This window comes from Shimia sp. R9_3 (assembly GCF_017743755.1).
Lineage (GTDB): Bacteria > Pseudomonadota > Alphaproteobacteria > Rhodobacterales > Rhodobacteraceae > Shimia.
On record NZ_JAGHRP010000006.1, the window covers coordinates 131,469 to 153,417 of the forward strand.

A 21,949-nucleotide genomic window follows, 5' to 3' on the forward strand; every position below is an offset into this window, starting at 1 on the left:
CCGGCAGCTATGGCTATTCTCGACAAACATAAGATCCTCGAGACCAACGCGACCCTCCTGCTTATTTGCAGCTTCCTGGTCGTAACCATTGGCGGCATCGTGCAGATTGCACCGCTGTTCTGGCTGGAAAACACCATTGAGGATGTAGAGGGCGTACGCCCCTACACCCCGCTGGAAATGGCTGGACGTGAAATCTACATCCGCGAAGGGTGCTACGTCTGCCACAGCCAGATGATCCGTCCGATGCGCGACGAGGTTGAGCGTTATGGTCACTACTCACTGGCGGCGGAGTCCAAATACGACCACCCGTTCCAGTGGGGCTCCAAGCGTACCGGTCCTGATCTGGCACGTGTGGGCGGCCGTTACTCCGACGATTGGCACGTGGATCACCTGCGTGACCCGCAGGCCGTGGTGCCAGAGTCGGTGATGCCGAAATACGGCTTCCTTGAGAACCGTATGATCGAAGGCGAGTACATGGGCGATATCATGGCAGCCAATGCTGTTGTGGGCGTGCCTTACACCGAAGAGATGATCGAAAACGCGCAGTCCGACTTCCTCGCGCAAGCGGATCCGGACAGTGACTATGACGGTCTTCTCGAACGCTACGGCGAAGACAGCGTGAATGTGCGCAACTTCGACGGGCAGCCGGGTGTGTCTGAGGCCGATGCGCTGATCGCTTATCTGCAGATGCTGGGCACGTTGGTTGATTTCTCAGCCTTCACGCCTGACGCGTCCCGCTAAGGAGGAAAACATGGAAACATATTCATTCCTTCGCGAGTTCGCTGACAGCTGGATGTTGCTGGGCCTGTTCCTCTTCTTCGTCGGGATCATCTTTTGGGTGTTCCGTCCCGGCGCAAGCAAAGAGTATCGCGACAACGCCAACATCCCATTTCGCCACGCAGATAAACCCGCCACGCACAAGGAGGCGCGGCCATGACCAAGCAATCCAAAAAGTTTGAGGGCGATCCGAACACCACAGGCCACTCCTGGGATGGGATCGAAGAATTCGACAATCCGATGCCGCGCTGGTGGCTGTGGGTTTTCTACGCCACCATCATCTGGGGTGTGGGCTATACCATCGCTTATCCGGCCTGGCCGGGCATCAGCGGCGCGACCGCAGGTGTGATGGGTTGGTCCTCCCGTGGGGACGTGGTTGAAGAGATCCAGGTGGCTCAGGACAAGCTGGCGCCGATCAACGCAAAGCTGGAGGCGGCTGAGCTGACCCAGATTGCGGCGGATGACGAGCTGAACAGCTATGCGACCTCTGCGGGTTCTGCCGTGTTCAAAACCTTCTGTGCCCAGTGCCACGGCTCTGGTGCGGCGGGCGGCGTTGGCTATCCGAACCTGCTGGACAACGACTGGCTGTGGGGCGGTGACATCGAGAACATCTATCTCACCATCAAACACGGCATTCGCAACGAAGACGACGACGATGCGCGCTATTCTGAAATGCCTGCCTTCGGCGAAATTCTTGAAAAAGAAGAAGTCGAACAGGTTGTGAACTACGTGATGTCGCTGTCCGGTGATCCGGTTGATGCATCCATGGTGGATGCGGGTGCGGTGGTCTTTGAAGACAACTGCTCTGCCTGTCACATGGAAGATGGCACCGGTGACCGCGATCAGGGTGCTCCTAACCTTGCGGATGCGATCTGGCTCTATGGTGGGGATTATGCCTCCATCAAGGAGACGGTCACCTACAGCCGCTATGGTGTGATGCCATCCTGGTCCTTCCGGGACCGTCTGAGCGAAGCGGAGATCCGCGCGGTGTCTGCTTATGTGCACCAGCTGGGTGGTGGTGAGTAATCACCCGCTTCCGATAGAACTTTAGTGAGCCGCCCCGAGCAATCGGGGCGGCTTATTCTTTGACGAATTTTTTCGCTATTTGACTAAGATCAAATTTTACCGGGCAAAGCGGTGCTACCTTAGGGTTGTAGGCAGCGCGCTGCATCCAGCGCCGCCTCATTCGCCCGGTACGGCTGAGGTCCGGGCATCGGGTGCCAGTCTTTTCGTCCTGTTCGCGCGTTTCCTGAAGAGACTGGCACCCCAAATCTTCCAAGAAAATTCTTGCAGATCGCGCCACATGCTTGGTTCAAGCGATGGCGTCTCCTAAATTTGGAGAGACTGCAGGAGGTCACGATGAACAAGCACACCCGCTATCCCGTCCAGAAATCTGTACCTGCCTTTTTAGAGGCGGCTGGCATTTCGACCTCTGAGATGCTTCACGCTTGCGGGCTGCCCGAGGATCTGTTCGCCCTTGATGGGCGTGCGCTGTCGGCCAAGCAGGTGTTTGACTTGTGGGAGGCCATGCTGGCGCAGGCCAATGAGCCGCGTATGATCCTTGAGATGGCACGCGCCATGGCGCAGGGGCCCATTGTGCCGGCCGTTTTTGCGTTTTCCTGCAGCCCCAACATCGCCACGGGGCTTGAGCGGCTTGCGGTCTTCAAGCCCCTTGTTGCGCCTGTGCGACTGATTACCAGCGAGACCGAGCGCACGGTGACGCTGGAGATCGAAGTGGCTGATCCCAAATTGCGCATGCCGGATGGGATGGCCGCCTTTGAGATGGTCTATTTTCTGGAGCTGGGGCGGACCTTTACGGGGGTGGATTTCCTGCCGGTCGAAGTTGGCATGCCCGCGTTTGTGAGCGATCAGGAGGAGTTTGACCGCTTTTTCGGGCGCAAAGCTGTGCTGAGCCGCCGTCCGCGTTTGGTGATGACAAAAACGGATGCCTACCGCCCTTTGATTTCGGAAAGCCCGCAGCTCTGGGCCGGATTTGAGCGTGAACTGACGCGCCAGCTTGCCGAGCAACGCCGCAATACGGCGATGTCTGCGCGGGTGCGCAGCGCACTTTTGGAGCTGTTGCCAGCCGGTCGGGCATCTGTGGATGCGGTGAGTGAGAAGCTTGTGACAAGCCGTCGCAGCCTGCAGCGGCACCTGAAGGCAGAAGGCATGACGTTCCAGCAGGTTCTGGACAAAACACGCTCTGATTTGTCGCTGCACTATCTGCGCGATCAGGCTATGAGCGTTGAAGAAATCTCCTATTTGCTGGCCTATCAGGACCCCAATTCCTTCTATCGTGCCTTTCACACCTGGACCGGTGCGACACCTGCGCAGATGCGGCATGAAATGGCTTAAGTCCCTGAAAAATATGTCTATCAAATGCGCCATTTGACACAGGTCAATGTCCTGAAGTGCTATGATAGGTGAAGACTGATTTTGCCTCCAATAGCCAGAGAGTGATTCCGTGAGCAACAGTCCTGCACCGTCACTTTACGCCAAACGCGAACCGATTTTCCCCAAGCGCGTCCATGGTATGTTCCGTAATCTTAAGTGGTGGATCATGGCGGTGACGCTTGGCATCTACTACCTCACGCCGTTCCTGCGTTGGGACCGTGGGCCGAGCCTGCCGGATCAGGCGGTGCTGGTGGACATCGCGAACCGCCGCTTCTTTTTCTTCATGATCGAGATCTGGCCGCACGAGTTTTACTTCGTGGCGGGGCTGTTGATTATGGCCGGGCTTGGCCTGTTTCTGTTCACCTCCGCGCTTGGTCGTGTGTGGTGTGGCTATGCCTGTCCGCAAACGGTTTGGACGGATCTGTTCATACTTGTAGAGCGCTGGATCGAAGGGGATCGCAACGCCCGTCTGCGTCTGCATCGGCAAGAGAAACTGGATGCGCGCAAGATCCGTTTGCGTTTGACCAAATGGCTGGCGTGGCTGTTGATTGCGTTGGCAACAGGCGGGGCCTGGGTTTTCTACTTCGCAGATGCGCCCACGCTGGCAGTGGATCTGGTGACCGGCGCAGCGCACCCAGTGGCCTACACAACGGTGGCGATCCTGACGGCGACAACCTTTGCCTTTGGTGGCTTCGCGCGTGAGCAGATCTGTATCTACGCCTGCCCATGGCCGCGTATTCAGGCGGCGATGATGGATGAGGATACCCTCACCGTGGGTTATCGTGAATGGCGCGGAGAGCCGCGTGGCAAGGGCAAGCGGGATGCCGGAAGCGAGCAGGGGGACTGCATCGATTGCATGGCCTGCGTAAACGTATGCCCTGTGGGGATCGATATTCGTGACGGCCAGCAGATGGAGTGCATCACCTGCGCGCTGTGCATTGATGCTTGTGACGACATCATGGACAAGATTGGCAAGCCTCGCGGGCTGATCGACTATCTGGCGCTGTCAGATGAAGGCCGTGAACGCGCAGGTGAGGCACCGAAGCCTGTGTGGCAGCATGCGCTGCGTCCACGGACGATTATGTATACCACCATGTGGGCGGCAGTTGGCATCGCCCTGATTGTGGCGCTGTTCCTGCGCTCCGATATTGAAGCCACGGTGGCGCCTGTGCGCAATCCGACCTATGTGACCCTCTCTGACGGGTCTATCCGCAACACCTATGAGGTGCGGCTGCGCAACAAACACCATGAGCCGCGCATGTTCCGTATTTCTCTGAAGGGCGATCCGGCGCTGCGCGTGCAGCTCGAAGGCACGCCTTATGAGGCGGTTCAGGTCGAAGCGGATGAAATGCGCATCCAACGTGTGTATGTTGTGGCTCCAAAAGGGTCCGTGCCAGCGGATGGCGAAAGCACACCATTCCGCTTCTGGTTTGAGGATACGGGCAATGGCGATCGGGTTTACAAAGACACGATCTTTAATGGAAAGGGCCAGTGATGGCTGAGAAGAAATTCACCGGACGCCATGCGGCATTGGTTTTTGTCGGCGCATTCGGTGTGATCATTGCGGTCAATCTTGTGCTGGCTTTCAGCGCGGTTAAGACCTTTCCCGGTCTGGAGGTGAAGAACTCCTATGTGGCCAGTCAGGAGTTTGACGAACGCCGCACAGCGCAGGAAGCGCTTGGCTGGGACGTCACCGCGCGGGCAACAGGTGGTCTGCTGATCCTGACCGTCACTGACGAAAGCGGGCGCCCTGTGCAGGTCAGCAACCTGCAGGCGGTGCTTGGGCGGGCGACCCATGTGAAGGATGACCGCGAGCCGGAGTTTCAGTTTGATGGCACCGCTTATGTGGCGCGCGAAGAGCTGGCTCCCGGCAACTGGAACATCCGTATGAAAGCCAACGCCCTGGATGGCACCGCGTTTGAGCAACGCGTGGTGCTGATCGTCGAGAAGAGCTGATCTGATGACCGCAGTTGCGCGCCCCCATCTCTCTGCCTGTCCGGCCTGCGATGCAGCCCCGGCGGCGGAAGCCCTGGCCGAAGGGGCCATGGCGGAGGAAGGCGCGCGCATTGCCTTGTCTGTTCCCGGGGTGCACTGCGCGGCCTGCATCGCAACGGTCGAAGGGGCTCTTTCCAAGGTGGCCGGTGTCACCTCTGCGCGGGTGAACCTCACGCTCAAGCGCGCCTCTATCGAGGCTGAGGCTGACGTCACGCCGGAAATGCTGACAGACGTTTTGGAGCGCGTGGGCTATGAAGCGCACGAGCTCGATGCAGGCACCTTAAGTGCGACCCAGACCGACAAGGCAGGGCGTGACCTGCTGATGCGGCTTGCTGTGGCGGGCTTTGCCTCCATGAATGTGATGCTGCTGTCTGTGTCCGTATGGTCAGGGGCCGAGGCGGCAACGCGCGATCTGTTCCACTGGATTTCAGCAGCCATTGCGCTGCCGACCATCGTGTTTTCCGGCAAGCCGTTTTTTGTCCATGCATGGAGCGCTTTGAAGCACCGCCGCCTCAATATGGATGTGCCGATTGTTCTGGCGATCCTTCTGGCGGTTGTGACCTCGCTTTGGGAGACGTCTTTGTCTGGCGAGCACGCCTATTTTGATGCGGCGCTGACGCTGGTGTTTTTCCTGCTGGCGGGGCGCTATCTGGATCACCGCACACGGGCCGTGGCACGCTCGGCCGCTGAGGAACTGGCAGCACTCGAAGTGCCGCGTGCCATTCGTGTGCAGGATGGGCAGGAAGAGACCGTCGCGGTGCAGGAGTTGCGCGTTGGCGATCTGATATTGGTGCGGCCCGGCGGGCGCATGCCTGTGGACGGCGAGATTGTTGAAGGGCGTTCAGAGTTGGACCGTTCTTTGCTGACGGGCGAAACCGTGCCGGTCTTTGCGGAACCTGGGCTGGGTGTCAGCGCTGGGGAAGTGAACCTGACAGGGCCGCTGATGATCCGCGCCAGCGCGGTGGGGGATCAGACCAGCCTGCATCGCATGGCGGATCTGGTGGCTGTCGCTGAGGCAGGACGGTCCAACTACACCTCACTGGCGGATAAAGCGGCGAAGCTTTATGCGCCCGGCGTTCATATCCTTTCGGCTCTGAGCTTTCTGGGCTGGTATCTTTACACCTTTGATATGCGCACAGCGCTCAATATCGCGGCGGCGGTGCTGATCATCACCTGTCCCTGCGCTTTGGGGCTCGCGGTGCCTGCCGTGACAACCGCCGCCTCCGGCCGCTTGTTCCGCAAAGGTATGCTGATCAAACACAGCACTGCCTTGGAACGTCTGGCGCAGGTGGACACGGTGGTTTTTGACAAGACCGGCACACTGACCGCCGGAACACCCGAGCTGACAAATCTGAACGCATTCCAAGCAGATGAGCTGTCGGTTGCTTTGGCACTGGCGCGGGGGTCTGCCCATCCGCTGAGTGTCGCGCTGACCAAAGCGGCGCAGGCAGCTGGTGTTGGCCCGGCGGACGTGCGCGATATCGAAGAGGTGCCTGGCTATGGCACGCAAGGGACCCACGATGGCCAGTTGGTGCGCCTTGGCCGTGCAAGCTGGGTTGGCGCAGAAGCGGGGGCGCAAACAGCGGCCTATCTGAGCCTTGGCACATGCGATGCCCGCGCGTTTGTCTTTGCGGATACCTTGCGAGAGGGGGCCGAGGAGGCCGTCGCCGCGCTGAAGAACGCTGGCAAAGAGATCATTCTGCTGTCGGGTGACTCCTCCGGCGCGGTGGAGAGCCTTGCGCAGCGATTGGGTATTTCCGACTGGGTGGCAGAAGCTTTGCCGGAGGATAAGGCAAAGCGTGTGCAGGCCTTGGCCTCGGGCGGCAAGAATGTCCTGATGGTTGGCGATGGCCTGAACGACACCGCAGCTTTGGCGGCGGCGCATGTGTCGATCTCTCCGGCCACGGCGCTGGATGCGGCGCGTGTGGCCTCTGACATCGTGCTGCTGGGCGGTGATCTGGCGCCGATCCCACTGGCCATTGAAACAGCACAATCCGCGACACGGCGCATTCGGGAGAATTTCCGTATTGCGACGGTTTACAATATCATCGCAGTGCCCTTGGCGGTTGCCGGGTTGGCGACCCCATTGATTGCCGCATTGGCGATGTCTTCCTCTTCCATTACAGTGTCGCTCAATGCGCTGCGCCTGAGGTAATAAAATGCAAGTTCTGTCTTACCTGATCCCAATCTCGCTGTTGTTGGGCGGCGTTGGCCTTGTCGCCTTTCTCTATACCGTGCGCTCTGATCAATATGACGATCCGGAAGGCAATGCTCAGCGCATCCTGTCCGGGCAATATGACGACAAGCCCAAGGGCTGAGCGCTGCCCGAAAGCTTTCCACAAAAGAAAACGCCTTCCATCATGCTCAATGGAAGGCGTTTTCTTGTGTGGGATGGTTCCGCGCGTTAGCTGGGGCCAAGCGTGTAGCAGGTGATCTGGCGGGCCTGAAGACGGCGGCAGGCGAGGTCTGCGGTTTCTTTGGACAGCCCCATAAAGTTGGCCTCAAACCCACGGGTGTTTTTGACAACTTTGCGGAGGCTGCCATCCAGTGTGGCCATTTCTGCCAGCGCGGTTTTGAGCAGCATTTTCTCTGCGGCATAGCGGCTGCCGTAACGGCCCACGTTGATGCCCCAATGTCTGCCGCCTGCGGTTGAGATACGGGTGACGACCTTGGGCTGAGGCGGTGGTGTCGGCTCTGGTTCAACGCTTGCTAAGGTTGCGCCGGTTGTTTCCTGCGCCTGTAAAAGCGCAGATTGAATGTCATGCTCGATCACATTGGCCGCAGCCACGATGGTCGGATCCGGCGTTGCGGCCTTTGCAACCACGGCTGGCGCCTCTTCCGGTGTCGCGGCCGTCGGGCGCAGCTTGGGGCGCAGCGATTTTTTCACAGCGGTTGCCACGCGGATGGTTTTGCCCGCGCCTTTGGAGGAGCCGATGTAATCCGGGCGTCCCGGCTTTCTCAGGGCAACGCGGCTGGCGGAGCGGGTGAAGCCAAGGTCGAGCAGTTCAGCCACCTTCGCGTTGCGGGTGGCTGTGGAACGGCCGCCAAACACGGTGGCAATTATGCGCTTGCTGCCGCGCTCTGCGGATGCCACGAGGTTAAAGCCCGCCGCGCGGGTATAGCCGGTCTTGATCCCATCCGCGCCGCGATAGGCGTTCAGCAGGCGACGGTTGGTGTTGTTCACGGTCTTGATGCCCGCGCTTGTGGAGCGGCGGGAGAAGAGGTTGTAGTACTCCGGATAGTCATAGAGCACGTGGCGACCCAGCGTGGTCATATCCCGCGCAGTGGACATGTGGCCGCTCTCTGTCAGACCATGTGCATTTTTGAATGTGGTGTTGGACATGCCAAGCGCCTTGGCGGTGCGGTTCATGCGGCGGGCAAACGCCGCCTCTGAGCCTTCGATGGCCTCGCCAATCGCGGTGGCCGCGTCATTGGCGGATTTCACAGCCGCCGCACGGATCAGATAGCGGAGCGCGATTCTCTGACCGGATAGCAGGCCCAGCTTGGAGGGCGGCTCTGCCGCTGCATTCCGGGAAATCTTGACCTTTGTATCGAGGCTGATTTCGCCATTCTCCACCGCCTCAAAGGCGATGTAGAGCGTCATCATCTTGGTCAGAGAGGCTGGGTGCAGACGGGTGTCTGCGTTGCGGCTGTGCAGGACTTTGCCGTCGCGTGCATCAATCACCATGGCTGCATATGGCGCCGCAGAGGCCGCCAAAGTGGTCAGAGCAACACACACCACAAGTGCTGCCGAAAATAGCCCAAAACGGGCCGACTCAAAACGCCGCGCCTTCACGAGAACTGCCCTTTACTGCCTCTGATCGCCGGTTTTCCGGTCTGACCTTTATTGTTGAGAAGAGGCTAACACAGGCATCGGATTGAGGAAAGTGAATGTTTATTGAGGTTTTCAGCTATAGAGGCGATCTCTCGAAGATGTTGTGGCCGCATCAGCATCCACCCCAACACCTGCACAGATTCGGTATCATTTGATGTTATTTATAACTTCCGGAAGGTCGGAGAGTTGTGAAAGCGCCACAAAGCGTGCGTTGTTTTTGGGCATTTCAGCCTGCTCCAGCGCCCAGGCGGGGCCGTTTGGCACGTGCACAGCCCAGCTTCCGGCCGCCAGTGCGGGCAGGATATCGGATTTCATCGAGTCGCCCACCATCATCGCCTGCGCAGGACCGTCCGCATGGCGCGCAAATGTCTCTGCATAGACCTGCTCGGTCTTGTGGCTGACGATCTCGACCCAGGAGAACAGCTCGCCCAGACCGGATTGCGCCAGTTTGCGCTCCTGATCGAGCAGATCGCCCTTTGTGATCAGGATGAGCCGGTGCGTGTCTGACAGGCCGCCAACCACGGCTGCCACATCGGGCAGAAGATCAATTGGATGGGACAGCATGTCGCGCCCGCAAGCCATCAGCTCTGCGATCACGGAGGCGGGCACTGTTTCATCGGTGACTTCAATGGCTGTCTCTATCATCGACAGCACAAAGCCTTTCACCCCAAACCCATAGTGACCCACATTGCGCCGCTCGGCCTCAAGCAGGCGCTCATGCAGGTGCGCAGGCTCGGTGAAATCAGCCAGCAATTCGGCAAACCGCTCCTGCGTCAAACGAAAGAGCCGCTCTGTGTGCCAAAGGGTGTCGTCAGCGTCAAAGCCGATGGTGGTGAGCGTCCGGGGCATGAATTCAGTCCGATTGAGTGAGACCTCTTTTCTTACACCATCGACAGGCTATATAAACAGCTAACCACAGACCGGATTCTTGTGAAAATGACCTTTCCGAACGTACTCATGAGCATGGGCGACGATGACGGCGGTGACCTCGGGGTCGCGCTGGACACGCGCGTGCGCACAAAAAAGCCGCCGCTTTACAAAGTGTTGCTGCTGAATGACGACTACACGCCGATGGAATTTGTGGTGCATGTGCTGGAGCGCTTTTTTGCGATGACCCATGCGCAGGCGTTTGAAATCATGTTGACCGTGCATAAGAAGGGTGTGGCGGTGGTTGGTGTGTTCAGCCACGAAATTGCCGAGACCAAAGTCACCCAAGTGATGGATCTGGCGCAACGCCACCAGCATCCGTTGCAATGCACCATGGAGAAGGAGTGACCGGCCCGCGCCGTGTCACCAAAGAGCAATGTCTCACAGCAGATTGCCCCTGGCCGTTGATGAACACGGCCTCGCCCTTCCGTCGGAAGGGCATATTGCCGTTTTTGCGCCGCGCGTTGGCTATGATCTCAGCGCGCTGCCGCGCGATCGCAGCATCATCATTCAGCCGCTGAAGCCGGATCATGATGCCTTTGCGCAGGTCGGCTATAGCGCCGAGGTGGTGGAGCAAGGTTCCTATGCCGCAGCTCTGGTTGTGCTGCCGCGCGCCAAAGCGTTGGCCCGCGATCTGATTGCCCGCGCCTGTGCGGTTGCGCCGCTTGTTATTGTGGACGGGCAGAAAACCGATGGTGTCGACAGCCTATATAAAGAGTGTCGCAAACGGGCGGATATGCAAGGAGCCTTCACCAAAGCCCATGGTCGGCTGTTCTGGTTTGAAGGCGGAGAATTTGTGGACTGGAGGGCCGGTGATGCCACCGAGATCGCAGGTGGGTTCACCACGCGCCCCGGGGTTTTCAGCGCAGATGCCGTGGATCCGGCCTCGGCCATGCTGGTTGAGGCGCTGCCAGCCAAACTTGGCCGTGTTGTCGCCGATCTTGGGGCGGGCTGGGGCTTCCTGTCGTCACATATTCTGCGCCGTGATGGTGTTGAGGTTTTGCATCTTGTCGAAGCGGATCACACGGCGCTGGACTGTGCGAAAGCCAATGTGGCCGACGCGCGGGCGCAGTTTCATTGGGCCGATGCCACAAATTTCAAACCCGGACATCGCGTGGATACGGTGGTGATGAACCCGCCGTTTCACACCGGGCGGAAAGCGGAACCGGATCTCGGCAAGTCTTTCATACATGCGGCTGCCAAGATGCTTGCGCCGTCCGGCCAGCTTTGGATGGTGGCAAATCGGCATCTGCCGTACGAAGCAACGCTGCGAGAGGCCTTCAAAGAGGTCGAAGACGTTGCCGGAGATACGCGTTTCAAGGTACTAAAGGCGCAGCGTCCCAGCCGCACACGCGGCTGAGGCAGGCTTTTGAGCCGACAACATGGCAGCGTGATGGGGATCGTAGATGTCATTTTCAATTGCAGGTAAGACCGCGATTATCACCGGCTCGGCCAACGGGATCGGGCTGGCGGTGGGGCGGCATTTTGTGGAGCACGGCGCCAATGTCATGTTTGCCGATATGGACGAAGAGCGGCTCTGCACAGAGTTTGGCACGCGCCCTGAGGAGGGCAATGTGCGCACCTTCGCAGGCGATCTGCGCGAGAAGCTGACGATCAACAATCTGATCTCTGCCACCATTGATGCCTTTGATCAGATTGATATTTTGATCAATGGCTGTCGGCAGGTGACAACCAGTGACCCGCTCAATCCGGATGATGCGTCTGTTGAGCTGATGCTTCAGCAAAACCTGATGACCTCGCTGAAGCTCAGCCAGATCGTGGCCAAGCGGATGATCAAACAGGCAGAAGGCAAGGAAGAGGGCTCTGCCGGGGCGATCGTGAACCTCTCCTCGATTGCGGCGCAACGGTCACAGCCTGATCTGCTCGGTTATTCCATTGCGACAGCGGCGCTGGATCAGATGACGCGGGCAATGGCTGTGGCGCTGGCACCGGAACGGATTCGCGTGAATGCGGTTGCGATTGGTTCGGTGATGTCGGCAAGCCTGCAGACCGCATTGAAAGACAATCGCGATTGCCGCAATGAGATTGAGCAGCACACCCCCCTTGGCCGGATCGCGGCACCGGGGGAGCTGGCGGATGCGGTGCAGTTCCTGTCCTCAGAGGCTTCGGGTTTCATGACCGGCCAAATCGTGACAGTTGATGGTGGCCGCTCGCTTCTTGATACGGTCAGTACACCGGCACATTAAACAAAATTGACGCCGGTCGGCATTGGTCCGAGGCGGTATTTGAACAGGCAAAGAGGCGAGCATGAGCGCATCGATGGAGACTGAAAAGCAAACCGCGAGCGCGTGGTTCCGCTCGTTGCGTGATGAAATTGTCGCGGCTTTTGAAGGGCTTGAAGATACCCATGCCGAAGGTCCCTTTGCCGATCAAACGGCGGGGCGCTTTGAGGTGACTGAGACCCAACGCGCAAGTGCGGATGGATCTGATGCGGGTGGCGGCCTGATGTCGGTGATGCGCGGCGGGCGCGTGTTTGAGAAAGTCGGCGTCAACATTTCCACTGTTTATGGCGAATTGGGAGAGCGTGCGCAGGCAGCAATGGCGGCGCGCAAAGGCTTCCCCGAAATGAAGACCGACCCGCGTTTCTGGGCCTCTGGCATCAGTCTTGTGGCGCATATGCAGAACCCGCATTGCCCGGCAGTGCATATGAACACGCGGATGTTCTGGACCCCGCATGGCTGGTGGTTTGGCGGCGGATCCGATCTTAATCCATGTCTTGAATATGATGAGGACACGGCGCATTTCCATGCTGTTCAAAAGGCGCATTGTGATAAGCACGGCGAGGCAGAGTATCCACGGCTAAAGGCTTGGGCCGACGAGTATTTTTACATTCCGCACCGCAATCGCGCGCGCGGGGTTGGCGGCATTTTTCTGGATGACCACAACACCGGTGATTGGGCCAAGGATTTTGCGTTTATTCAGGACATTGGTCGTGCGTTTCTGCCAGCCTTCCTGCCGTTGATCGAAAAGCGCCGCGTGCAGGCATTTGGTGATGCTGAGAAAGACGCGCAGCTTGTGCACCGGGGGCTCTATGCTGAGTATAATCTCGTCTATGATCGCGGGACCAAGTTCGGGCTTGAGACCGGCCATGATGCCAACGCGGTTTTGATGAGCTTGCCGCCGCTGGCAAAGTGGGTCTGACATAAGAAAAGCGCCGGTGAGTACCGGCGCTTTTTTGTTTGCTCAGGTGGATATTGACGATCAGCGCCAGTCAAAGAAACCGGGCCCGCCGCGTTCAAGTAATTGAGCTGCCATGGTTTTTCCGAGCTCTGTACCATCTTCAATGGAGGCGGTCTGATCGTCGCTGAGGCTTTCAGAGCCATCAGGCCGCAAGACTTCACCGCGCAGGCGGAGCGTGTTGCCATCAAGCTCGGCAAGCGCCGCGATTGGGGTTTCACAAGAGCCATCGAGCGCTGCGAGGAAAGAGCGCTCCGCGGCGAGGCGTTGGCCGGTTGGCGTGTCGTGGATCGCCTCCAGCATCGCGGCGGTGTTCATATCTTCGGCGCGGCGCTCGATGCCGATGGCGCCTTGGGCGACGGCGGGCAGCATGTCTTCGGGCTCAATGGCGCTGGTGGCGACGTGGGACATCTCCAAGCGGTTGAGGCCTGCCATGGCCAAGAAAGTGCAATCAGCGACGTTGTCTGAGAGCTTTTTCAGGCGGGTCTGAACGTTGCCGCGAAACTCTACCACCTTGAGATCATTGCGGTAATTCAAGAGCTGTGCGCGGCGGCGCAGGCTGGAGGTGCCGACCGTTGCGCCCTCGGGCAGATCTGCCAGAGAGGCGTGATTGGGTGAGACAAATGCGTCGCGGGTGTCTTCGCGGGGCAGGTAGGTGTCAAGCAGCAGGCCCTCCGGCTGCAGAACTGGCATGTCTTTCATCGAGTGGACCGCGATGTCGATGCTGCCCGCAAGCATGGCCTCTTCGATTTCTTTGGTGAAAAGCCCTTTGCCACCCAGCTCTTTGAGCGGTTTGTCTTTGGCAATCAGCTGTGCGTTGTCACCGGATGTGGTGATCACGACAATCTCAAACGCGGTCTCTGGCAGATCAAAGGCAGCCATCAATCTGCGCCTAGTTTCATAGGCTTGCGCCAAGGCGAGGGGGGAGCCACGGGTGCCGATTTTCAGCGTCGAGTCGGGGGAGGGCAATGTCACGGTCATGGCGCAGGGATAGCCGCGACAGGGTGTCCTGACAAGCGCTCTGGCCTTGACATCTTGACGCTGGTGCCAGACGACGAAGGCGACACATAGGAAAGGGGAAACCATGGCCGAGAAGACGATCCTGCGCGCATTGGCGGGTGAGACGCTGGACACGCCGCCGATCTGGATGATGCGGCAGGCGGGGCGCTATCTGCCGGAGTATCGCGCCACGCGGGCGCAGGCGGGTGACTTTCTATCCCTTTGTTATAACAGCAAATTGGCCGCTGAAGTGACGCTGCAGCCGATCCGGCGCTATGGCTTTGATGCCTCTATCCTGTTTGCGGATATCCTGCTTCTGCCGCAGGCGTTGGGGGCGGATTTGTGGTTTGTGACAGGGGAAGGTCCACGGCTGTCGACCATTGAAAATCAGGCGGATTTTGACCGGCTGAAACCGGCCAGTGAAATCCACGAAACCCTTGATCCTGTTTATGAAACTGTTCGAATCCTGCGTCGTGAACTGCCCAAGGAAACCACGCTGATTGGCTTTGCCGGGGCGCCTTGGACGGTGGCGACCTATATGGTTGCCGGGCGGGGGACGCCGGATCAGGGGCCTGCGCATAAGCTGAAGGATGAAAATCCTGAGTTGTTTCAAGCGATTATCGATCGTTTGACCGAAGGGACCATCGATTATCTGTCAAAGCAGATTGAGGCTGGGGCGGAGGTTGTGAAGCTGTTTGACAGCTGGGCGGGCTCTCTTAAGGGGGCGGATTTTGACCGCTATGCCCTTGAACCTGCTAAGAAAATCATTGCCGAGCTGAAGGCGAAGCATCCGGATGTGCCGATCATTGCCTTCCCACGTGGGGCGGGTGAGCGCTATGTGGGCTTTGCCAAGGCGACGGGCGCGGATTGTGTGGCGCTGGATGATGGTGTGACGCCGGAGTGGGCTGCAGAGCACGTGCAGGTTGACGGCTGTGTGCAGGGGAATCTCAAGTCTTCCCATATGGTTACAGGCGGACAGTCGCTGGTGGATGAGACCCGCAAGATTGTCGATGCCTTCAGCAAAGGGCCACATATCTTCAATCTGGGCCATGGCATCACACCGGATGCAGACCCTGAGAATGTACAGTTGATGATCGACACGTTGCGTGGGCGCTGAGCCCGCGTTAACCGTCGGTATTGCGTCTGTATCGCGACTGTATTGCGGAGGTGCGTTTTTGCGCGCCTCTTTTTTTTTGACCGGACCGCGCGTTGTGGCAGGCCGATCAGCGCTCTAGACGCGGGGATTGTGCCAATTCGGCAAGAATTTCCGCCGTGTGTTCCCCACGTTTGGGGGCGGGGTTGATCTGTGCCACCTTCCCGTCAAACCGCGGGGCAGGGGCGGCTTGCAGATTGCCGTCCGGATGATGCCAGACCTGACGCGCGGACATATGCGGAGACTGCGCGCTTTCCTCTGGCGAGAGCACCACGGCGACGCAGGCGTCGGAGCCGGAGAACAGGCTGTCCCAATGCAGGCGCGGCTCTGACAGGAAGAGGTTCGAGAGGCGCGCGGTGAGTGTGGGCCAGAGGGTGGCGTCGTGCTGGCGGGCAAATTCCGGATCGTCACTCAGACCCATCTTTTCTAGAAAGTCGGCGTAGAACTGGGGCTCCAGACATTGCACGGAGATGTGGCCGCCATCGGCGCAGAGATAGCTGCGCGACCAATGCGGGCCGTCCAGCAGGCTGTGGCCACGCTCCATTGACAGGCCGCCACCCTGACGCAGCGCCATGAGCAGGGTCATCATGTGGGCGGAGCCGTCCACAATGGCGGCGTCCACCACGGTGCCCTGTCCGGTGGTGCGTGCGTTCAGAATGCTGGAAAGGATGCCGATCACCAGATAAAGCGCGCCGCCGCCAATATCCCCCACCAGCGTGGCGGGGGTGATGGGCGGGGCGCCCGGCTCAGAGGCATACCAGAGCGCGCCGGATTGGGCGATGTAGTTGAGATCATGCCCGGCACTCTGGGCGCGTGGGCCGGTCTGGCCCCAGCCGGTCATGCGGCCATAGACCAGCGCGGGATTGTCGGCGTGGCATTCGGAGGGGCCAAGGCCCAAGCGCTCCATCACGCCGGGGCGGAAGCCTTCGATGAGCGCGTCCGCTGAGGCGATGAGGCGCTTGGCGGTGGCGAGATCCTCGGGATCTTTCAGATCAAGCGCGATGGAGCGTTTGCCCCTATCGAGCACGGATTGATCCGCGGTGATCGCGGCGGCGGTTTTGCGGTGGATGGTGATGACATCTGCGCCGAGGTCAGCGAGCAGCATGGCGGCGAAGGGGCCGGGGCCGAGGCCTTCGATTTCGATGATGCGGGTGCCTTGGAGCATGATTTCACCTTCTGAGGTGCGGACTGAGACTGGTGAGTAGGGACGCGCCTGACCCTGGGAGGAAGCGAATGCGCCCTCCCGTGGGGAGGGTCGGGCGCGGCCCGGCGTTGCCGGGCGGAAGGAGGGTTAGGTGCCGTTCAGACCACCGCCAACCGTCAGGGTCTGGCCGCTGACGTAGTTGCTTTCGGGGCAGCAGAAGAGATAGACGCCATCGGCTGCTTCTTCAGGTGTGCCGGGGCGGCCTAGCGGCACCATGGCGGCAAAACCTGTGGCGACTTTCTCGGGGATGCCGATGCCGACGGTGTTGCCATCCACGGTGATGGATTTCTTCTCGTTGGTGGCCTCGGTGAGGCGGGTTTCGATGTAGCCAAAGGCGACGCAGTTCACATTCACCTTAAAGCGGCCCCATTCTTTGGCCAGCGTTTTGGTGAGGCCCAGCACGGCGGATTTGGCTGAAGAATAGTTGGCCTGACCGACATTGCCGCCGGTGCCCGCGATGGAGGAGATGTTCACCACCTTGCGGAACACTTCCTGTCCGGCCTCAGCCTCTTGGGTGGCCGCGCCTTTGATGAAGCCGGAAGCGGCGCGCAGGATGCGGAAGGGCGCTTTGACGTGCACATCCATCATGGCGTCAAACTGATCGTCGGTCATATGGCCAATGAGGCTGTCCCATGTGTAGCCCGCGTTGTTGACGATGATGTCGATTGCGTTCCACTCAGAGACACCTGTGCCGATGAAGCGTTCTGCAAAGCCGTCCTCAGTGACGGAGCCGGGCACGGCAATGGCCTTGCCACCGGCTGCGGTGATTTCATCGACCACGGCTTGGGCGGGGGCCTCTTCGAGATCATTGACCACGATATTGGCGCCTTCGCGGGCGAGTTTCAGGGCGACGGCGCGGCCGATGCCATTGCCTGCGCCAGTGATATAGGCGGTTTTGCCTGTCAGCTTTCCTGTGAGTTTGCTCATTTGGGTGGTCCTTAGTCGAGATCCAGAGATCGGGCGATCACCTCTTTCATGATTTCATTGGTGCCACCATAAATCTTTTGCACGCGTGCATCGGTGTAGAGTTCGCTGATCGGATACTCTGACATATAGCCGTAGCCACCGTAGAGCTGCAGGCATTCATCGACGATTTCACATTGGGTCTGTGTGCCCCACCATTTGGCCATGGCGGCTTTTTCAGCAGTGAGCTGGCCTGCGTCGAGCTCGGTCAGGCATTGATCGCAGAAGGCGGCGAGCAGTTCGATCTTGGTGGCGCATTCAGCAAGCTTGAAGCGGGTGTTCTGGAAATCCATGACGCGCTGGCCAAAGGCTTTGCGCTCTTTCACATAAGCCAGCGTGTGGTCGAGCGCGCATTGGGAGGCCCCCAGCGCCATATAGCCAAGGATCAGGCGCTCCCATGGGAGCTGTTTCATAAGCTGGATGAACCCCTGGCCTTCCTCGGAGCCAAGCAGGTTGGTCAGCGGGACGCGCACATCCTGAAAGGAAAGCTCGGCGGTGTCGTTGCGCTTCATGCCCATCTTCTTGAGGCGGCGGCCGACGGTGAAGCCCTCAAGCCCTTCGGTTTCGACAATGATCAGCGACACGCCCCGGCCTTTGGCGGATGGGTCGGTCTTGGCGACCAGCACGATCAGATCGGCGGTGGCGCCATTGGTGATGAAGGTCTTGGAGCCATTGATCAGATATTCATTGCCGTCCCGGATGGCAGTGGTTTTCACCGCCTGCAGGTCGGAGCCGGTGCCCGGTTCGGTCATGGCGATGGCGGCGACTTTGCGCCCCGCGGCAAGGTCGGGCAGCCAGCGGGCCTGCTGCTCTTCAGAGCCAAAGGCGGTGATGTAATGCGCGGCGATGTTGTGGACCGAGACGCCCCAGCCGCTGTCTCCGGCTTTGGTCTGTTCCAGAAAGGTGATGGCGTCAAAGTGGCGTGACAGGCCAAGGCCGCCGTGGGCTTCGGGGAAGGTGGCCCCGAGGATGCCAAGGTCACCGGCTTTGCGCCAGAGCTCTTTGGGCACCACGCCGGCCTCGGACCATGCGGCGTTGTTGGGGATGACCTCTTCGGCCATGAAACGGCTGACGCTATCTGCAAAGGCGGTGTGGTCCGCCGTCATCCACATGTGGTTGGGCATTTGAGGTCCTTGCTGTCTGTCAGGAGGGGGCGCTTGGTATGCTGTGCGCGCGGGGATCAGGGGGTGCCGCAGACCTTGGCTTCGCCGCGCAGGGTTCTGGTGCCGTCATCAATATGCGCGGCGAGCGCGAGGGTCAGCAGAACGCGGCCGTGTTGCTCAAGCCGGTCGCTGACGGTGCCTGTGCAGGTGACGGTGGCGCCCACCGGGGTGATCGCGGTGAAGCGGCTGGAGAGTCCGCGCAGGCGGCTTTGGCCTGCCCAGCCGGTCACGAGGCGGCCGAGCTGGGCCATGGAGAGCATGCCATGGGCAAAGACATCGTCCATGCCAGCCTCGCGGGCAAAATCCAGATCGATGTGGATCGGGTTGTGATCCGCTGAGGCTCCGGCATAGAGCGCGAGGGTTTTGCGGCTGATCGGGCCGAATGTGAGTGGGGGCAGGTGATCGCCGACCTGAGCGGTGGCGGGGGTGCGGGCGATTGTGATTGTCGTGGTCATGATGTCTCTCCCTTAGCTCAGGCGGTGGATCAGAGCGCGATTGGCCTCAACCAGCAGGCCACGTTCGGGGTGGCTGATGCGGGTGGTGATATGGGCGATCTCAAGTTTGCCGCCTTTGGGGTCGCTGAAGCCGGTGATCTCGTTTTCGACCTGCACCGTATCTCCGGCGTAGAGCGGCCCGTGGTAGGTGTAGTCTTCTGCGCCATGCAGGAGCACGCGCAGATCGCCGTTGATCAACTCCAGAATGTCTGGCTGCCCGCGGCGTTTGGCCTTTTGTCCGGCCAATGTGCCCACCACCACGGCGTAGGTGGCAGGGGCGAGAATGTCGGGGTGATCGGCGGCGCGGGCGGCACGGGTGTCGAGGTGCACGGGATTGGTCTCGCCGATGGTTTCGGCAAAGAAGATCAGCGCCCCGCGTTCGATGGTGATCTCGATGACGGGGGTGATGTGACCCTTGGCGCTGCGATCAAAGATGCCCATCCGCCCTGCCTCACGCCGCCTGATAGAGCGTGACCACGCAGGCGCCGCCAAGGCCAAGGTTGTGCTGAAGCGCGGTGCGGGCGCCTTCGACCTGCCGCGCCTCTGCGGTGCCGCGCAGCTGGTGGGTCAGCTCATAACATTGCGCCAGACCGGTGGCCCCCAGCGGGTGGCCCTTGGACAGCAGGCCGCCGGAGGGGTTGGTGACATATTTGCCGCCATAGGTGTTGTCGCCATCTGCGATGAATTTCTGCGCGGAGCCTTCCGGCGTGAGGCCGAGCCCTTCGTAGGTGATGAGTTCGTTGTGGGCGAAGCAGTCATGCAGCTCGACCACATCCACATCCTCGATCGCGATGCCGGAGGCTTCCTGCACCTGCTGCGTCGCCGCGGCGGTCATGTCGTAGCCCACCACCTGCATCATGTCCTGTGCCTCAAAGGTGGAGGCGTAATCGGTTGTCAAGGCCTGCGCCTTTATCCGGACGGTGGTGTCCAGACCGCGTTTGGCGGCGAAGCGCTCCGAACAGAGAATGGCGGCAGCACCGCCGCAGGTTGGCGGGCAGGCCATAAGACGGGTCATGACCCCATCCCACATCACGGGCGCGGCGAGCACCTCTTCCTCAGAAAGTTCCTGTGAGAACAAGGCAAGCGGGTTGCGCGCCGCGTGGCGGGAGGCCTTGGCGCGGATCTTGGCAAAGTCAGCCAGCTCGGTGCCATATTTCTGCATGTGCGATTGCCCCGCGCCGCCAAAATAGCGCAGCGCCAGCGGCACTTCGGCGTGGCCGACCAGCGTGTCGCAGGCTGCGTCAAAGTCATCAAAGGGCGTGGGCCGGTCGGTCCAATGGCTGCCCAGAGCGCCAGGACGCATCTGCTCAAAGCCCACAGCGAGCACGCAGTCTGCCATGCCGCTCTCCACGGCCTGCCGCGCCATATAGAGCGCGGTGGAGCCTGTGGAGCAGTTGTTGTTGACGTTGATGATCGGGATGCCGGACATGCCAACCTGATAAAGCGCCTTCTGCCCGCATGTGCTGTCGCCGTAGACGTAGCCCGCAAAGGCCTGCCGAATATCCGCGTAGCTGAGACCCGCATCTTTCAGCGCAGCCCGCACGGCGGCGGCGCCCATTTGATCATAGCTTTCTGATGCACCGGGTTTGGCAAATTTGATCATGCCAACACCCGCCACGATGGCGGCTGCGCTCATGGTAGTCTCCTCCAATCCGGTCTCTAGCCAGCCTCAGCGGCGCCGGATCCTGCGCCAGTATCGGGTTGACGTAGATATCTGGCAAATTCAATGTTGTCGCAAGCTATTCGTTTTTGGAATGGCAGGGAGAGGCCATGAACCTGACCAAATTGCGCTATGTGGTGGCGGTGGATCGGCAGGGGGCAATCTCGGCTGCGGCGCGGGCGCTGAATGTGACCCAGTCGGCGGTGACAAAGGCGGTGGCCGATGTCGAGCAAGAGGTTGGAACCGCTCTGTTTTACCGCCATGCGCGCGGGGTTGCGGCCACCGCGCAGGGTCGACAGTTTGTGGATCGAGCGGCCCGCATTCTGGCGGATGTGGATCAGCTCACCTCAGATGTGGATGCGGCGCGGCAGACGCGCGAGCAGGTGCTGCGGATCGGTATTGCGCCAAGCTCCATGGAAGGGTTGATGAGCCGCGCCGTGTGGTCTCTGGTGAATGCGCATCCGGATGTGCGCGTGCATGTGCGGGGCACCTCGTTTGAAGCGGGGCTGCAGCTCTTTCGTCAGGGGGATCTGGATGCGTTTATCGGGCCTTCGCGCCCGCTGATGGCGGAGCCGGGGGCGCGTGCTGAGGCTTTGGCGCCGCTGCAAGTGCGGCTGTTTGTGCGCCACGGGCATCCCCTGCTTGGTCGGCAAGTCACGGCGCAGGATTTGGTGGGCTTGCCGCTGATCGTGCCTGAGACCAGCGGGCCTTATGCGGAACAGATGCAAAATGTGATGCCGCAGATGGAGGGCGACCTGCTAAGGCGGCTGCACATCATGCAGAACTTCGCGATGGCCGCAGGCGTTGTGAAGCGCAGCGATGCGGTGGGAATGGTGGCGGCCAGTTATGCGGAGAGCCGCCATTTCCGCGCCCGTTTTGACGTGTTGGATTTTCCAGACCAAGGCCCTGTCTCGATGGCTGTGGTGTTTCGCAGCGGTCCGCGACGCGGACAGGCGCTGGGCTGGTTTCTGGAAGCGCTGCAGAGCTTTCCACCCACAACGGGTGCGGAGATGCCTTAGCGCGGTCCAACACATCTGTAACGACAGTAGCGGGTCTCATAGACCGGCCCCCGACCCTGGGTTGGGGTGAAGCCCCCTCCCTTGGGGGAGGGCTCGTAAAGATGGGGTGGGGCTGGTCGGCTGCGCCTCCTACGCGTTGGTGGAGATCAAGCGTTTTATATTTTCAGG

The 21,949-nt window shown here is 60.1% G+C and carries 23 protein-coding genes; 14 read left to right on the top strand and 9 right to left on the bottom strand.

Annotated features, from left to right (window positions below; genetic code table 11):
• Window positions 1-9 precede the first annotated feature (9 nt).
• From ccoO to ccoS, 8 genes are all read left to right on the top strand, one after another.
• Window positions 10-741 carry a cytochrome-c oxidase, cbb3-type subunit II gene (ccoO, locus tag J7412_RS15920; protein WP_209064210.1) on the top strand — a complete coding sequence of 244 codons (732 nt, stop codon included), beginning with the start codon at window positions 10-12 and terminating at the stop codon, window positions 739-741.
• Window positions 742-751: 10 nt separating this feature from the next.
• A complete protein-coding gene (locus J7412_RS15925) occupies window positions 752-937 on the top strand; it encodes a cbb3-type cytochrome c oxidase subunit 3 (protein ID WP_209064212.1) in 186 nt (61 codons plus the stop codon).
• Window positions 934-1,803: a cytochrome-c oxidase, cbb3-type subunit III gene (gene ccoP, locus J7412_RS15930; protein WP_209079531.1), complete on the top strand. Its 870-nt coding sequence runs from the start codon at window positions 934-936 to the stop codon at window positions 1,801-1,803. Before J7412_RS15925 ends, ccoP begins: the two co-directional genes overlap by 4 nt.
• Window positions 1,804-2,136: 333 nt before the next feature.
• The gene (locus J7412_RS15935) at window positions 2,137-3,132 is read left to right on the top strand and encodes an AraC family transcriptional regulator (RefSeq protein WP_209079532.1); all 996 of its coding nucleotides are present in this window, start codon (window positions 2,137-2,139) and stop codon (window positions 3,130-3,132) included.
• 109 nt (window positions 3,133-3,241) lie between these two features.
• Window positions 3,242-4,666: a cytochrome c oxidase accessory protein CcoG gene (gene ccoG / locus J7412_RS15940; protein WP_209079533.1), complete on the top strand. Its 1,425-nt coding sequence runs from the start codon at window positions 3,242-3,244 to the stop codon at window positions 4,664-4,666.
• Window positions 4,666-5,127 carry a FixH family protein gene (locus tag J7412_RS15945; RefSeq protein ID WP_209064221.1) on the top strand — a complete coding sequence of 154 codons (462 nt, stop codon included), beginning with the start codon at window positions 4,666-4,668 and terminating at the stop codon, window positions 5,125-5,127. The genes ccoG and J7412_RS15945 overlap by 1 nt, the downstream gene beginning before the upstream one ends.
• A gap of 4 nt (window positions 5,128-5,131) precedes the next feature.
• Entirely contained in the window at window positions 5,132-7,321 is a 2,190-nt protein-coding gene (locus J7412_RS15950; protein WP_209079534.1) for a heavy metal translocating P-type ATPase, read from the top strand.
• A gap of 4 nt (window positions 7,322-7,325) precedes the next feature.
• A complete protein-coding gene (ccoS, locus tag J7412_RS15955; RefSeq protein ID WP_209064227.1) occupies window positions 7,326-7,484 on the top strand; it encodes a cbb3-type cytochrome oxidase assembly protein CcoS in 159 nt (52 codons plus the stop codon).
• A gap of 86 nt (window positions 7,485-7,570) precedes the next feature.
• Here ccoS and J7412_RS15960 read toward each other — a convergent pair whose 3' ends face one another.
• Both J7412_RS15960 and J7412_RS15965 read right to left on the bottom strand, forming a co-directional pair.
• Window positions 7,571-8,962 (bottom strand): D-alanyl-D-alanine carboxypeptidase family protein, encoded by a 1,392-nt coding sequence (locus tag J7412_RS15960; protein WP_348540505.1) that lies wholly within the window; start codon window positions 8,960-8,962, stop codon window positions 7,571-7,573.
• A 186-nt stretch (window positions 8,963-9,148) separates the two neighbouring features.
• Entirely contained in the window at window positions 9,149-9,850 is a 702-nt protein-coding gene (locus J7412_RS15965; protein WP_209079535.1) for an HAD family hydrolase, read from the bottom strand.
• Between the two features lie 108 nt (window positions 9,851-9,958).
• On the opposite strand from J7412_RS15965, the gene clpS reads away from it, so the two are divergent.
• The 4 genes from clpS to hemF all read left to right on the top strand — a co-directional run bounded on the left by clpS (window position 9,959) and on the right by hemF (window position 13,090).
• Window positions 9,959-10,276 carry an ATP-dependent Clp protease adapter ClpS gene (clpS, locus tag J7412_RS15970; protein ID WP_247738814.1) on the top strand — a complete coding sequence of 106 codons (318 nt, stop codon included), beginning with the start codon at window positions 9,959-9,961 and terminating at the stop codon, window positions 10,274-10,276.
• Between the two features lie 28 nt (window positions 10,277-10,304).
• Window positions 10,305-11,288, top strand: a complete 984-nt coding sequence (locus J7412_RS15975; RefSeq protein WP_209079536.1) for a class I SAM-dependent methyltransferase — start codon at window positions 10,305-10,307, stop codon at window positions 11,286-11,288.
• 46 nt (window positions 11,289-11,334) lie between these two features.
• Complete coding sequence (locus J7412_RS15980) at window positions 11,335-12,135, top strand: SDR family oxidoreductase (protein ID WP_209064239.1); 801 nt, start codon at window positions 11,335-11,337, stop codon at window positions 12,133-12,135.
• 61 nt (window positions 12,136-12,196) lie between these two features.
• Window positions 12,197-13,090, top strand: coding sequence for an oxygen-dependent coproporphyrinogen oxidase (gene hemF, locus J7412_RS15985; protein WP_209079537.1), 894 nt, complete (start codon window positions 12,197-12,199; stop codon window positions 13,088-13,090).
• A 60-nt stretch (window positions 13,091-13,150) separates the two neighbouring features.
• Here the strand turns inward: hemF and hemC are convergent, their stop codons facing one another.
• Window positions 13,151-14,107, bottom strand: a complete 957-nt coding sequence (gene hemC / locus J7412_RS15990) for a hydroxymethylbilane synthase (RefSeq protein WP_209079538.1) — start codon at window positions 14,105-14,107, stop codon at window positions 13,151-13,153.
• 103 nt (window positions 14,108-14,210) lie between these two features.
• Between hemC and hemE the strand changes: the two genes are divergently transcribed.
• A complete protein-coding gene (gene hemE / locus J7412_RS15995; protein ID WP_209079539.1) occupies window positions 14,211-15,242 on the top strand; it encodes a uroporphyrinogen decarboxylase in 1,032 nt (343 codons plus the stop codon).
• Window positions 15,243-15,348: 106 nt separating this feature from the next.
• Here the strand turns inward: hemE and J7412_RS16000 are convergent, their stop codons facing one another.
• From J7412_RS16000 to J7412_RS16025, 6 genes are all read right to left on the bottom strand, one after another.
• Window positions 15,349-16,443, bottom strand: coding sequence for a CaiB/BaiF CoA-transferase family protein (locus J7412_RS16000; protein WP_209079540.1), 1,095 nt, complete (start codon window positions 16,441-16,443; stop codon window positions 15,349-15,351).
• 126 nt (window positions 16,444-16,569) lie between these two features.
• Entirely contained in the window at window positions 16,570-17,409 is an 840-nt protein-coding gene (locus J7412_RS16005) for an SDR family oxidoreductase (protein WP_209079541.1), read from the bottom strand.
• 11 nt (window positions 17,410-17,420) lie between these two features.
• A complete protein-coding gene (locus tag J7412_RS16010; protein ID WP_209079542.1) occupies window positions 17,421-18,569 on the bottom strand; it encodes an acyl-CoA dehydrogenase family protein in 1,149 nt (382 codons plus the stop codon).
• 56 nt (window positions 18,570-18,625) lie between these two features.
• On the bottom strand, window positions 18,626-19,063 hold the full coding sequence (locus tag J7412_RS16015) for a MaoC family dehydratase (RefSeq protein WP_209079543.1): 438 nt from the start codon (window positions 19,061-19,063) through the stop codon (window positions 18,626-18,628).
• Between the two features lie 12 nt (window positions 19,064-19,075).
• Window positions 19,076-19,543, bottom strand: a complete 468-nt coding sequence (locus J7412_RS16020; RefSeq protein ID WP_209079544.1) for a MaoC family dehydratase N-terminal domain-containing protein — start codon at window positions 19,541-19,543, stop codon at window positions 19,076-19,078.
• A gap of 10 nt (window positions 19,544-19,553) precedes the next feature.
• Window positions 19,554-20,738 (bottom strand): lipid-transfer protein, encoded by a 1,185-nt coding sequence (locus J7412_RS16025; protein WP_209079545.1) that lies wholly within the window; start codon window positions 20,736-20,738, stop codon window positions 19,554-19,556.
• 134 nt (window positions 20,739-20,872) lie between these two features.
• On the opposite strand from J7412_RS16025, the gene J7412_RS16030 reads away from it, so the two are divergent.
• Window positions 20,873-21,781: a LysR family transcriptional regulator gene (locus J7412_RS16030; protein WP_209079546.1), complete on the top strand. Its 909-nt coding sequence runs from the start codon at window positions 20,873-20,875 to the stop codon at window positions 21,779-21,781.
• Window positions 21,782-21,949: the final 168 nt, after the last annotated feature.